This window comes from Flavobacterium sp. (assembly GCF_049240005.1).
In the GTDB taxonomy this organism is placed as follows: domain Bacteria; phylum Bacteroidota; class Bacteroidia; order Flavobacteriales; family Flavobacteriaceae; genus Flavobacterium.
In genome coordinates this window covers 32,060-45,909 of sequence record NZ_JBMLTK010000028.1, presented here as the reverse complement: position 1 = coordinate 45,909, position 13,850 = coordinate 32,060, and the positions used below count along the sequence as shown (strand labels likewise).

At 40.5% G+C, this 13,850-nt stretch carries 11 protein-coding genes; 10 read left to right on the top strand and 1 reads right to left on the bottom strand.

Translation table 11 applies throughout. From position 1 onward, the window contains the following. The first annotated feature begins 31 nt into the window (after window positions 1-31). Entirely contained in the window at window positions 32-439 is a 408-nt protein-coding gene (locus ACOVQQ_RS02855) for a DUF2721 domain-containing protein (protein WP_421816851.1), read from the top strand. Window positions 440-600: 161 nt separating this feature from the next. On the opposite strand, the gene ACOVQQ_RS02850 is transcribed toward ACOVQQ_RS02855, so the two are convergent. Beyond that, a complete protein-coding gene (locus tag ACOVQQ_RS02850) occupies window positions 601-1,287 on the bottom strand; it encodes a Crp/Fnr family transcriptional regulator (RefSeq protein WP_421816850.1) in 687 nt (228 codons plus the stop codon). Window positions 1,288-1,382: 95 nt separating this feature from the next. On the opposite strand from ACOVQQ_RS02850, the gene ACOVQQ_RS02845 reads away from it, so the two are divergent. The 9 genes from ACOVQQ_RS02845 (at window position 1,383) to ACOVQQ_RS02805 (ending at window position 13,847) form a co-directional block, all read left to right on the top strand. After that, window positions 1,383-3,755, top strand: coding sequence for a heavy metal translocating P-type ATPase (locus tag ACOVQQ_RS02845; RefSeq protein WP_421816849.1), 2,373 nt, complete (start codon window positions 1,383-1,385; stop codon window positions 3,753-3,755). Window positions 3,756-3,864: 109 nt separating this feature from the next. Continuing rightward, window positions 3,865-4,068, top strand: coding sequence for a cbb3-type cytochrome oxidase assembly protein CcoS (gene ccoS, locus ACOVQQ_RS02840; protein WP_094485826.1), 204 nt, complete (start codon window positions 3,865-3,867; stop codon window positions 4,066-4,068). A gap of 2 nt (window positions 4,069-4,070) precedes the next feature. Then, window positions 4,071-6,248 carry a cytochrome-c oxidase, cbb3-type subunit I gene (gene ccoN / locus ACOVQQ_RS02835; protein WP_421816848.1) on the top strand — a complete coding sequence of 726 codons (2,178 nt, stop codon included), beginning with the start codon at window positions 4,071-4,073 and terminating at the stop codon, window positions 6,246-6,248. Window positions 6,249-6,252: 4 nt separating this feature from the next. After that, window positions 6,253-6,423, top strand: coding sequence for a CcoQ/FixQ family Cbb3-type cytochrome c oxidase assembly chaperone (locus ACOVQQ_RS02830; protein ID WP_298148648.1), 171 nt, complete (start codon window positions 6,253-6,255; stop codon window positions 6,421-6,423). Window positions 6,424-6,440: 17 nt separating this feature from the next. Continuing rightward, the gene (locus ACOVQQ_RS02825) at window positions 6,441-7,361 is read left to right on the top strand and encodes a cbb3-type cytochrome c oxidase N-terminal domain-containing protein (RefSeq protein WP_421816847.1); all 921 of its coding nucleotides are present in this window, start codon (window positions 6,441-6,443) and stop codon (window positions 7,359-7,361) included. A gap of 12 nt (window positions 7,362-7,373) precedes the next feature. After that, complete coding sequence (gene ccoG, locus ACOVQQ_RS02820; RefSeq protein ID WP_421816846.1) at window positions 7,374-8,795, top strand: cytochrome c oxidase accessory protein CcoG; 1,422 nt, start codon at window positions 7,374-7,376, stop codon at window positions 8,793-8,795. 11 nt (window positions 8,796-8,806) lie between these two features. After that, the gene (locus ACOVQQ_RS02815; RefSeq protein ID WP_421816845.1) at window positions 8,807-9,250 is read left to right on the top strand and encodes a FixH family protein; all 444 of its coding nucleotides are present in this window, start codon (window positions 8,807-8,809) and stop codon (window positions 9,248-9,250) included. Between the two features lies 1 nt (window position 9,251). Beyond that, window positions 9,252-9,950 carry a sulfite exporter TauE/SafE family protein gene (locus ACOVQQ_RS02810; protein WP_421816844.1) on the top strand — a complete coding sequence of 233 codons (699 nt, stop codon included), beginning with the start codon at window positions 9,252-9,254 and terminating at the stop codon, window positions 9,948-9,950. A 732-nt stretch (window positions 9,951-10,682) separates the two neighbouring features. Continuing rightward, entirely contained in the window at window positions 10,683-13,847 is a 3,165-nt protein-coding gene (locus ACOVQQ_RS02805) for an Eco57I restriction-modification methylase domain-containing protein (RefSeq protein ID WP_421816843.1), read from the top strand. The last annotated feature ends 3 nt before the right edge of the window (window positions 13,848-13,850 follow it).

The window sequence follows — 13,850 nt, the reverse complement described above, 5'->3', positions numbered from 1 at the left end:
ATTTTGTCTGTTTTTCTTATCTAAAAGACTTATGATACTATCCATAGAAACACCTGCGCTTTTATTTTCGGCTACTTCGCTTATTTTATTAGCGTACACCAACCGCTTCTTAACCATTGCCACCATCGTTCGATCCTTAAAAAAATCGTACGAAGAAGACGAGCGCAGAACTACCTTGCTGGAAATCAGAAATTTAAATTTGCGATTAACGTTAATCCGCAACATGCAACTCTTTGGCGTACTGAGCTTGTTTTTGTCGGTTTTTAGTATGCTGTTGTTGTTTTTAGAGCAACAAACCTCGGGTATTTACCTATTTGGTTTGAGTTTGTTGGGCTTACTGATTTCCCTTGGAATCTCATTTTGGGAAATTTCTATTTCGGTTGAAGCGCTTCGTTTACACCTATCCGACATTAAAAATGCAAAAGACAAGAGCAATTGAAACCTAGAATTTGGTTTATGTTGTGGATTTAGAAAACGATTGGTTGTAAATCGATTAATCCATGTACTGCGATTACCGATTTGTTTCCATTTTTCGACCCAGCGATGCGACTCGCTGGCATTTCATTGAAGTTTAAAGATGAGATGTAAATCACCCGTCTGTTAATAATGTTCGGCTAGATGACGTAACTTATTAATTTCAAGCAATTTAATGTGTTTGCGATCGAGTTTAACATAGCCTTCTTTTTGTAATTCCGCTAAAAGTCGGATACAACTTTCTGTTGCCGTTCCTACCATACCGCCAAGTTCTTCTCTGGAAAGTTGAATGCGCAAACTTCCGTCGGATAGAACGCCAAAATTATCATACAAATACAGCAAAACTTCGGCAATACGTTGCTTGACGGTCTTTTGCGCAAGCGATACTTTATGCTCATCAGCTTCCTTCAAATCGCCGCAAATAGAACGCATGACTTCCAAAGAAAACTGATTGCTTTCATTGAAGAACCCAATAATCTCGGATTTTGGAATGAAACAAACTTCCATATCGTCGAGTGCCGTTGCCGTTAAATTCGCAGGTTCGTCTGTAATGAGCGACCGTTGTCCGAGCAATTCGCCGGCTGTTGCAAACTTCAAAATCTGATCTTTGCCGTTGGCGCTGAGTTTCGATAACTTACAAACACCCGATTTCACACAGAAAACGCCGTTGGTGATGCGGCCTTCCTCAAAAACTGCCTCGCCTTTCTTCACCGTGTACGACGTTTTACAAGAAGCCATACGCACCAATTGCTCCTTTGATAGCGCTTTCACAGCACTAAACTGCCTCACGATGCATTGCTCACATTTCGACATCACCAATTTTTTCCGAAAATTAAGGCAAAACTGACAATTATCATAACTTTTCGCCTACGCAGAACCGAATTTCGCTTCAGGAAAATGACATTATTATGAATGCACCCTGCTACCACTGCGGAACTTTAGTTAGCCCACAAAACACACTTCAATTCGACAAACGTGCTTTTTGCTGTGTTGGATGCAAAACGATTTATCAGTTTTTCACCGATAACCACCTCAGCGATTACTACCGTTTTGACGCCAATCCGGGCGCCAGACCAGCCGATGCAAGTATCAAATATGCTTTTCTAAAAGATCCGGCAATTGTTTCCTCTTTGCTCGAATTTCAAAATGAAGAAACAAACATCATTACACTTCACATTCCGCATATTCATTGCAGTTCTTGCATTTGGATACTCGAGCATCTGCATAAAATTTCTCCTGCTATACTGCGCTCACAGGTTAACTTTCTCAAGAAAACCGTTCGCATTGTCTTCCAACCCAAACTTTCGCTATTCGAATTGGTTCAAATACTTTCCAATATTGGATACGAACCGCGTATAAGTCTGGAGCATTTTGACGCCAAAGAAAAACCGGTCGACCGAAACTTACTGTACCGCATTGGCGTAGCTTTTTTCTCTTTCGGAAACATCATGCTCCTCTCGTTTCCCGAGTATTTTGAAGTAGGTGAATTTTGGCTCGAGCAATACAAATCGTTTTTTCGTTGGTTGATGTTAGGATTGTCGTTACCAGCATTTCTATACGCAGCCTTCCCCTACTACGAATCGGCGTTTTACGCAATCCGATCCAAACGATTAAACATGGATATCCCAATTGCACTCGGAATCGTTGCCATGTTCGTGCGCAGCATTGTTGATATGTATTTGGACCACGGAGCCGGATTTTTTGACAGCATGTGCGGACTCATTTTCTTTATGTTGCTTGGGAAGCTCTTTCAGCAAAAAACCTACGAATTTTTGTCGTTCGAACGCGATTACAAATCGTACTTCCCCATTGCCGTTACTCGTGTAAACGACGATGGTGGGGAAGCTGTAGTTGCAGTTTACGACATCAATCCGAACGACATCATCCTCATTCGAAATGAAGAACTTATACCTGTCGACGGAATTTTGCTTTCCGCGACAGCCAAACTCGACTACAGTTTTGTAACGGGCGAACAAAAACCCGTTTACAAACAATCGGGCGATAAACTGTACGCCGGTGGAAAATTTTATGGCGCAACAGTAAAGCTGCGCGTGAGTCAGCGTATCTCGAACAGCTATCTGACACAACTTTGGGCTAACGAAGCTTTTACTAAAAACAAACGCGCAGCATACAGTACCATCACCGATCGCATTAGTAGATACTTCACTCCTGCCCTGCTCGGTTTGGCTGCTATTTCATTTATCTTCTGGAGTTTTACGAGCTTGCAAATGGCCTTTCAGGTGCTTACGGCAGTACTCATCGTTGCTTGTCCGTGCGCTTTAGCCTTAACCGCACCGTTTACGCTCGGAAATGTGTTGCGGATTTTAGGAAGTCAGAAACTATATCTAAAAAATGCTGCTGTTATCGAACAATTAGCCGCTGTAAACACTTTAGTATTCGATAAAACCGGAACACTTACCACCACGTCGAGTTCGGCACTTTCGTGGAAGGGCAGCTTTACCGAAGACGAGCTTGTTGCCATAAAATCGGCAGTTTACGCATCAAACCATCCACTCAGCAGATTGATTTCAAACGAATTGTTGGGATTAAAAGCGGAAGATCTCAGCGATTTTACAGAATTTCCGGGAAAAGGAATCGAGGCCAAACTTGGAAATACGAACATGCGTCTTGGTTCTGCTTCGTGGATTGGCGCTGCTGTGGACACAACCACTCACGCAACGGCGGTACATATTGAAATAGAAGGCATTTACAAAGGAAGCATCACCTTTTCTACACTCTATCGAAAACACTTGCCGGAACTTTTCCATAAATTGGCAAACGACTATCAGATTGTTGTCTTATCTGGTGATAATTCGTCGGAAAAAGCCACACTAGCTTCCATCCTTCCCGCTTCGGTAAGTTTTCACTTCAATCAAAAACCCGAGCAAAAACTCAACTTCATTAAAAAACTACAAGACGAAGGAAAAACTGTTTTGATGATGGGCGACGGTTTGAACGACGCTGGGGCTTTAATGCAAAGCAACGTCGGATTGGCTTTAGCCGAAGATGTGAACGTATTTTCTCCGGCTTGTGATGGCATTATCGACGCAACGGTTTTTGAAAAACTAAACGCTTACCTAAAGTACAGTAAAAATGCGATGCGTATCATATATGGCTCATTTACGATTTCTCTTCTATACAACATCGTTGGATTGAGTTTTGCTCTTTCCGGAACGCTATCGCCTTTAGTAGCGGCGATTATCATGCCTTTGAGCACCGTTACCATCATCAGTTTTGTGACCATCATGAGTAATGTGTTTGCGCGCTTCAAATCGAAATAAAACCACGCCAGATCTGGAAAAACCTATCGCATAAAAAAGTTTCAAACCTGATAAATATCATGATTTGTCCAAAAAGCCGAAACTACTTTTGTTCCTATAATCTTAAGGTATGAGTGTTATTTATTTACTAATCAGCATCAGTTTAATCATCGCATTACTGTTTCTCTATGCGTTTTTCAAAGCAGTAAAAAACGGGCAGTTCGACGACGATTACACCCCATCGGTTCGTGTATTATTTGACGATTCGGTAACCGATTCAAAAACCGAAACATCGCCAACGGTAGTTTCTCCTAAAACCATTCAAAACGATTAATTATGGTCCCTGAAAAATTCTATTACGACAATAAAATTGTACGCAATTTCATCTATGCATCGATTGTTTTCGGATTGGTGGGCATGCTCGTTGGCTTGCTTTTAGCTTTTATGTTTTTGTTTCCAAATCTCACTAACGGTATTTCGTTTTTGAGTTTCGGACGCCTTCGACCGCTGCATACCAATGCCGTTATTTTTGCCTTTGTCGGAAATGCCATGTTTGCAGGCGTTTACTATTCGATGCAACGTTTGCTGCAAACACGTATGTACAGCGATTTACTGGGGAAAATCCATTTTTGGGGCTGGCAATTAATCATCGTTGCGGCGGCCATTACCTTACCGCTAGGTATCACAACCAGTAAAGAATATGCCGAGCTCGAATGGCCTATCGACATCGCAATAACGCTCGTATGGGTAGTTTTTGCGATAAACATGATTGGCACCATACTCGTTCGGCGTCAGCGACATTTGTATGTGGCGATCTGGTTTTACATTGCCACAGTAATAACCGTAGCGGTATTGCACATTTTTAATAGCTTAGAACTTCCGGTATCATTATTTAAAAGCTATTCGGTGTACGCAGGTGTACAAGATGCTTTGGTACAATGGTGGTACGGACATAATGCAGTGGCTTTTTTCCTTACCACGCCGTTTCTTGGAATCATGTATTATTTTGTACCGAAAGCGGCCGACCGTCCGGTATATTCCTACCGATTGTCCATCATACATTTCTGGTCGCTCATCTTTATCTATATCTGGGCCGGACCACACCATTTGCTGTACTCATCTTTACCCGATTGGGCGCAAAATCTTGGTGTTGTATTTTCTGTGATGCTTATCGCTCCATCTTGGGGAGGTATGATCAACGGACTGCTCACTTTGCGTGGCGTGTGGGATAAAGTTCGTACCGATGTGGTTTTAAAATTCTTTGTAGTTGCCATCACTGGGTATGGAATGGCCACTTTTGAAGGTCCGATGCTTTCTCTAAAGAATATCAACGCTATTGCACACTTTAGCGACTGGATCATCGCACACGTACACGTAGGTGCTTTGGCCTGGAACGGTTTCTTGATTTTTGGAATGATTTACTATTTACTTCCGAAGTTATTCAAGCGCGAACTGCATTCGATAAAACTCGCAAACATTCATTTTTGGATAGGTACTTTGGGGATAGTTCTGTATTCGATTCCGATGTATGTGGCAGGTTTCACACAAGCTTCGATGTGGAAAGAATTTAAAGCAGACGGCACCTTACAATACGGAAACTTCCTCGAAACGGTAACTCAAATCATTCCGATGTATTGGATGCGCGCCATCGGCGGAACTTTATATCTCGTAGGTGTGGTATTGCTCATTTACAATGTTGTTGCAACTGTTCGTGCATCACAAGGTGTCACCGACGACGCGGCTGAAGCTCCTGCCTTAGAAAAACTCAGCAACAAGCGCTACGGCAACGAAAAGTGGCACAGCTGGCTAGAGCGTCGCCCGATACAACTAACCTTGTTGGCCACAGTAGCCATACTTATTGGCGGGGGCATTCAGATAATTCCGACTCTACTTATCGAATCGAATATTCCAACCATAACAAGCGTTAAGCCCTATTCACCGCTGGAGTTAGAAGGACGCGATATCTACATCCGCGAAGGCTGCGTTTCGTGTCACTCACAAATGATTCGGCCGTTCCGTTCCGAAGTGGTGCGCTACGGAACGTATTCCAAATCGGGCGAATACGTGTACGACCATCCGTTTTTATGGGGTTCCAAAAGAACCGGTCCGGATTTGATGCGCATCGGCGGAAAATACAACGACAACTGGCATTTCAACCATTTATACAATCCACAGAGTACCTCGCCAGGTTCGATTATGCCGGCGTATCAATGGCTTTTCGCAAATAAAGCCGCCGATTATTCGCAAATCGAACAAAAAATGTTCGCGATGCAAACCCTGGGCGTTCCGTACAGCCAAAGCGATATCGCCAACGCAAAAAATCAAATGTCTGCGCAAGCACAACAAATTGAAAAAAATCTGTTTAACGATCCCGATTTCGTAAAAGCATACGAAGCCAGTAAAAAGAAAGCTGCGGCTAACAACGAAAAGTTTGTGGAAATGCACGAGCGGGAAGTCGTAGCACTCATAGCGTATTTGCAACGACTCGGAACCGATATTAAAATTAAAAAATAAGTGTATGCTCAAGTTTGTCAAGCAAAATCTCGAAAATATCGACGGGATCGAAATCTATCCCATCTTATCACTATTGCTGTTCTTCAGCTTTTTCGTCGGACTGTTTTTTTGGGTGTACACCTATTCAAAACCTTCGCTTCAAAAACTGGAGTCGCTTCCCTTTGTTGAAGAATAACCTCTAAATCAACTCACATGAAAACTAATTTAATTCCCCTTTTACGAATCAGCTTTTTCTTCGGATTGGCTGTTGGAGGAACCGAATACGTACTCGATACCGGGAGCATGCCCGCGTTTATTAAATACCCAATGGTAACGCTTTCACTGCTTGTGTTCTTTGTGATTTTGCTTTGTATCGAAATGCTGTTCAAAGCGCTCGCTACCATTAAATACTTACTGCTAAGCAAAGAAGAACAACAGAAAATCGATGCACTTGAAGCACTTCCTTTACTTGAGAGTCCGTTCTTTAAAAAATGGAAACAACGTCTTACCAAATCAAAACCTCTGGCGCATGAAGGCGAATTACTGCTCGATCACAACTACGACGGTATCAAAGAACTCGACAACGAACTTCCGCCTTGGTGGGTTTATTCCTTTTACATTACCATTGTTTTCGGCCTGATTTATTTGGTTCGCTTTCACGTGGTTGGCGATTACAACCAAGCGCAAGAATTTACCACCGAAATGGCTGTAGCTCAGCAGGAAGTAGAACAGTACTTAAAAACTGCTCCGGATTTAATGGATAAAGAAAAAGTTACTTTACTTACCGATGCCAAAGATCTAGCCGAAGGTAAAGCTATTTTTCAAACCAACTGTGTAGCGTGCCATCGAGCTGATGCCGGCGGACAAATTGGTCCGAATTTAACCGACAACTATTGGATTCTCGGCGGAGGCATTAAAAACGTTTTCAACACCGTAATGGAAGGCGGACGCGACGGCAAGGGCATGGTTGCTTGGAAAGCCGTGATAAAACCTACCGAAATTCAGAAAGTAGCGAGCTATGTTTTATCACTTCAAGGCAGCAATCCAAAAGATGCTAAAGCCGCTGAACCCGAGGCCAAACTCGCCGACGAAACCACTTCCAAAGAAAAATCAGTCGCAGCACTTCAACCCTAATTTCGCTAAAAAATGGCTGCACATTCAACCGACAGCAGTTTTAGAGACGCCATCAGCACAGTGAACGCCGCAGGAAAGCGCGCCTGGATTTATCCCAAAATTCCGAAGGGAAAATGGTACAACCGACGCAAAGCACTGAGCTACATGCTACTGGCGTTTCTCTTTAGCGCACCTTTTATTCATGTAAACGGACAACAATTTCTGATGTTTAACGTCCTTGAACGCCGATTCTCCTTATTCGGATTCCCGTTCTGGCCGCAAGACTTTCACATTTTCGTTTTAGTGATGATCATCGGTGTGGTTGGTTTGGCGCTCTTTACCGTGGCATTCGGACGCATATTCTGCGGCTGGTTTTGCCCGCAGACGATTTTTATGGAAATGCTGTTCCGACGAATCGAATTCTGGATCGACGGCGATCGCACCGCACAAATGCAGTTGGATAAAATGCCGTGGACAAACGAAAAAATCAGAAAACGCCTACTCAAGTGGTTTCTGTTTGCTGTGATTTCGTTCTGGATTGCCAACGTATTTCTAGCTTACCTCATCGGAAGTAATGAATTGTACAAACTTATAGAAACCGGACCCGCAAACAACCTTGGAACTTTTATATCACTACTCATTTTCACTGCGGTATTTTATTTCATATACAGCTGGTTTCGCGAACAAGTTTGTCTCATTGTTTGCCCGTACGGCAGAATGCAAGGTGTATTGGTAGACGACAAAACCGTTAACGTGATGTACGACCATAAACGCGGAGAAAAAGAAGTTGGCCGATTCAAATTCAATAAAAACGAAGACCGCAGCAACAGCGGAAAAGGCGACTGCATCGACTGCAAACAATGCGTTTTTGTGTGTCCGACCGGAATCGATATCCGAAACGGCGTGCAACTCGAATGCACCAATTGCACCGCTTGTATCGACGAGTGCGACAGCATCATGCAACACGTAGGCTTACCAAAAGGACTCATACGCTACGCCAGCGAAAAAGAAATTGAAAATCAGATGCCGTTTGTGTTTACCGTTAGAATGAAAGCCTATGCCGTTGTTCTTGCCATTTTGCTCCTTGTTTTAGGAATAACGCTGCAACAACGCAACGAGGTTGAAGCCACGGTACTCCGACTTCCCGGACAACTGTTTCAACATCAAGGAACGTACATTGAAAATGTGTTTACCTACAAAATTGTCAACAAAACCACGCACGATATTCAAAACACCGAACTGCGCATTACCTACCCAAATGCACAAATTAATCGCGTGGGCGGCAGTTCGTTTATCATCGGAAGCGAAAAACTCGCTAAGGGAACTTTCTTTATCCGAATTCCAGAAACCGAACTTAAAAGAGAAAAAACGCAACTAAATATCGAAATCTGGGCCAACGGCAAGAAAATCGAAGACGCCACAACCGAGTTTTTAGGTCCGCGTGAATACTTTTAAAAACTAAACTTATGAAAACAAATGGATCCCGTTACGTACTCCTGGCTTTTGCCTGTTTTATAGCATTTATCTTATATTTTGTGATTAAAGTACAAACCGACAGCGCTTACGATCACGAGTTAATGCTCGAAGATTACTACCGTCAGGAAAAGAAAATCAACAAACAATTCGACGCGGAAACGGCTGTAACCGAAGACTTAAAGCCACAAATTTCGCAAACAACAACCACTGTCGAAATACGCTTTCAAAACCAAGCCGAAACACTTATCGGAACGGCTGCATTTTTAAGACCTTCGAGCCAAAAATCCGATTTTGAAGTACCGTTTCAAATACACTCCAAACAGTTTCTAAACATTCCCAAAAGCAAGCTCGAAAAAGGCTTGTGGTACGCTACATTCGAGTGGCGGCAAAATGGAAAAGACCTTAGATTTAAGCAAAACCTTTACGTAGAATAAGATGTTTACAAGCGCCGTTGTTTTAGGATTATTATCGTCTGTGCACTGCATGGGCATGTGTGGTCCGTTGAGTTGGTTTGCCGTAGGTCAGCCTACTGGCGAGCGCAGTCGTTGGTGGCGCGTAAGTTTGTACGTGCTCGGAAAAACGTTGTCCTACGGATTTCTAGGCTTACTATTTGGTCTCGCAGGTGCGCAATTGGGCTTAGCGCGCTGGCAGCAAGAAATGGCGGTAGTTGTGGGTGCGTTAATGCTGGTATATGCTGTACTGCGCGAACGTAGGTTTACCGCTTTGCTGGGCAGTCGTTGGAGTTTGCAACTGTTTCAAAAATTACGAGCAGGCATTTTGCCTTTAGTTCCGAACAATCCGACCGTGAAAGCGTTTAGTGTTGGACTCATCAACGGATTTTTACCTTGTGGGATGATATACATGGCACTTTTTGGCGCCACAGCCAGCGGAAACGCGCTTAACGGCAGTTTATACATGTTGCTTTTTGGTTTAGGAACTGCGCCCTTATTGGCGGCAACCACACTTTTACTGAGTTCGGCCGCTGTGTTGGTTCGCAAAGCCGCGCCTTTGTTACCACTCTTCATCGCGCTATTGGGTTTGTGGCTGGTTTGCAAAGGTTTAGGCTTAGGCATACCGTATGTATCGCCAAGCACTGTCGAGTTAATGGTCATGCAACAACCAGCCTGCCGTTAAAATTCTTCAAAACTCTTCGTTGGGGTTGTTTCTTTAACGTGAGTTCGATGTAAAAATTAAAGTTAGAAATCATTTAAACGGTTGATTACAAGGCGTATTTTCCTGGTATACCGAGGTACCTCAAAAAAATACAAGGCAGTAAGCGACTGTTTAAATGATTAGCTTTCAAAATAGCTCAGCAAAAATTCCCGTGAACTATTTAAACGACTCAATTTAAGCGTTCGAACGTAGATCTTTATATCAAACTCACGTTATTTATGCGGCTATTCCCGCTTTTCATTGCAATACCGCTTTTGCGGCGGCGGTTTGGGCAGTTTTCTGCGGGGCTTCTGCCAGTCGCCGCGCTAAAAACGCCCGCACACGCCACCGCTGCAGCGTTATTTCCACTGCAATCGGGGCCGGGAAAGTCGTTACCGTAAAAACTAGTGCACTAACTCAGGTGCATTTCGTGTAAAGCTGCGCCTCAGTGGTCATCTTAAAGGTGTAATCTCACTTTTTTTATCGAACGCCAGTAAACCAATTTTTCTATCGAACAGACACCAACAAAAAGCACGTTGTGTAATCAAAATATTTACAATTAGTACAACGCTATTTAGAGCCCTTTAAATTTAAAACTGTGATATATCGTGCGATGAGTAATACGTAGTTGTTTCAATAAACTTTTCAACAATATTTCTATTGAGATTGTCTTATATTCGAATCATTTTATTATAACGTTTAAACAACCAAGACGTGACGATACCTTTCATTCAAAATTTCTCTGTTCAGTTGGTAGGCGATTTCTTTTTTGATAAAATTTCATCGTTCCGAAAGATTTCCGAAGACCTAAACTACATATTGACTGAAAACGATTTTCAACGATTTTCAGAATTAATAAAAATAGGTGAAGCTACCTTTAGCGATGCGTCTGATTTACTTGTTTTTACTTGTAAATATCAAGGAATACTATCTGAACGCTCCTCAAAGAAAATCCAGTTCGACATTGCCAAAAAAGTACTTTCAGCAGATTTTAAAGATGGTGCCATTTTTATATTTTATGACGAAAATGGCTGTTTCCGCTTTTCGTTCATTCGCAGAAATTACGGCAACAAAAATCAAAAATTTTCTAGCTGGAAACGTTACACTTACTTTGTTGACCCAGCAAGAACCAACAAAACATTCAAAAACAGAATTAACGGATGTAATTTTAGCTCGCTAGAAGAAATACAAGAAGCATTTAGTGTTGAAAAACTAAATAAAAAATTCTACGAAGAAATTGCAACCGCTTTTTATAGCCTTATAGGTGGTAAAGTAAGCATCAATAAGAAAGAAGTGTCTTTTAACCCTTGCTTACAATTGCCTACCAAGCCAATAAATGATTATAGAAAAGAATACCAAGAGTTTGGTGTACGACTTATCGGCAGAACCATTTTTTGCTGGTTTCTGAAAAATAAGAAGTCAGACAATGGTCTTCCGTTGATCCCCGAAGAATGGCTTTCGTCAAAAATGGTAGCCAGTGTAGATAACGAAAGGCATGATTACTATCATTCAATTCTTGAAAAATTGTTCTTTTTGATCTTGAATAAAAAAAAGGGCGATGAAAGAAAACCTTATCAGTTACCTAACAACCATGAGCTAGTTCCGTTCTTAAATGGCGGACTTTTTGAAGCGCAAGCGGATGATTTTTTCCCAAAAGACAGTGAAGGAATTCATCAAGCCAATTTTGCACTACATATTCCTAATCAATGGTTTAAAGATTTTTTTGAAGTTTTAGAACAATACAATTTTACAATTGATGAAAATAGTTCAAACGATTTTGAGGTAAGTATAGACCCCGAAATGTTGGGAACTATCTTCGAAAATCTTTTGGCAGAAATAGACCCAGATACCGAGAAAAGTGCCCGTAAATCTACAGGAAGCTTTTATACACCTCGTGAGATTGTCGATTATATGGTGGAACAATCACTATTGCAATACATCAAAACCAAAACCAATATCGACGAAGAAGAAAAACTAGAGATTCTACTAAAAGACGATACCGAAAATCCTTTCGACAGCAAACAAACCATCGCAATTCTCGAAGCTTTGAGCGATGTAAAAATCCTGGATCCAGCTTGTGGCTCGGGAGCTTTCCCTATGGGAGTTTTACACAAGATAATTGCATTACTTAAAAAATTAGATAAAGGTGCGGTTTGGTGGAAAGCGAAGCAATTAGAGAAAATTGACAATGCCATTATGCGTAAAATAATGGAAGAAAAGTTATCGTCGGCTACAAGTGATTATGCCAGAAAATTGGGCGTAATCCAACACTCTATTTACGGTGTAGATATTCAACCCGTTGCTGCAGAAATCTCTAAACTAAGGAGTTTTCTTTCTTTAATCATAGACGAAAATATTAATGATACTGCCGAGAACAGAGGTATTATTCCGTTGCCTAATTTGGAATTTAAGTTTGTTACGGCAAACACATTGATTGGATTAGAACAAGAAAACAAAGAAAAAGCTGTTGAGTTTGATTTTGGTGAAACGGCTCAATTGCAAACGCAATTGCAAAAAATAAGAAACGCCTATTTACAAGCTTCGCCAACTGAAAAGCGAACACTAAAATCCGACTTCGAAAAACTGCAACAAGAAATCTATAAAAACGAACTCAAATCCGGCGGACAAAACAAGCGCGCACAACAATTAGCTGCATGGAAACCCTTTAGTAACGAAAGCTCTGCCTGGTTTGACCCTGATTGGATGTTTGGCGTAGAAAAATTTGATGTGGTAATTGGGAATCCGCCTTATGTAGAAGTTTCAAATAAAAAAGATAAAGAGTTTTTTCAAAAGTTATTTAAAGACGTTTTATCAAAACATTATGATTTATATATTTTCTTTTTTAAAATCGGAATAGATTATTTAAATCACAAAGGCATCCTTTCATACATAACACCACATACTTTTACTGTTTATACTCAATTTCAAGAATTAAGGAATTATATTAGAAGTAAAACAAATATAATTGAAGTAACTGAAAGAATTGAGAATGTTTTCGAAACAGCTATTGTGGATAGTTCACTAACTTTTTTAATTAAATCAAAAAGTAATAAATCATTTAAAACAAAATTCACAAAATATTTAATACAAAATAACAGCTTAAATTTGTTAAAAAAATCAGAACTTTTGCAAGATGATTATGATTCAACTTCGTTTGATTTCGAAACAATAGATAATTACAAAATTTTAAAAAAATACTCTGCGAATACTGTAAATCTTGGGACAATAACACATAGCACTCAGGGAATTACAGTTTATGCTAAGGTTCAAGGTGAAAAGAAAAATTATTTTAATGATTCAATCATTTCAAAGTATTCAAAACCAGTAATGAGAGGAAAAGATTTTCATAGATACGAAGATAAATGGAAAGAAAATTTTATTGAATATGGAGAATGGTTATGGTGTAAAAGAGATGATAAGTTTTTTAGAGAACCGAAAATTTTTCTGAGACAAACATCTGCTGATTTAATTGCAACATTTATAGAAGATGAATTTTATTGTATTGACTCAGTTCATTCCATCATAAAGAACGATAAAAATTTTGAATTGAAGTATATCCTATCAATTTTAAATTCAAAATTTGGTAACTTTCTTTATAAGCTTTTAATAACAGAGAGTGGTAAAGTTTTTGCTCAAGTCAAGTTGACATTTTTAAGAAAATTACCGATAAAAATTGTTGAATCAAATATCCAAAAGTTAATAGTAGATAAAGTTAATAAAATAATAGAAAATAAAAAACAAAACCTCGACACTACAGAATTAGAAAACCAAATCGACCTTATGGTTTACAAACTTTATGAGCTTAGTTATGCTGAAGTTTTGGTGGTAGATCCAGAGTTTGGGTTAAGCGAGCAGGAGTATAACAGCTATGTTTATTAAAAT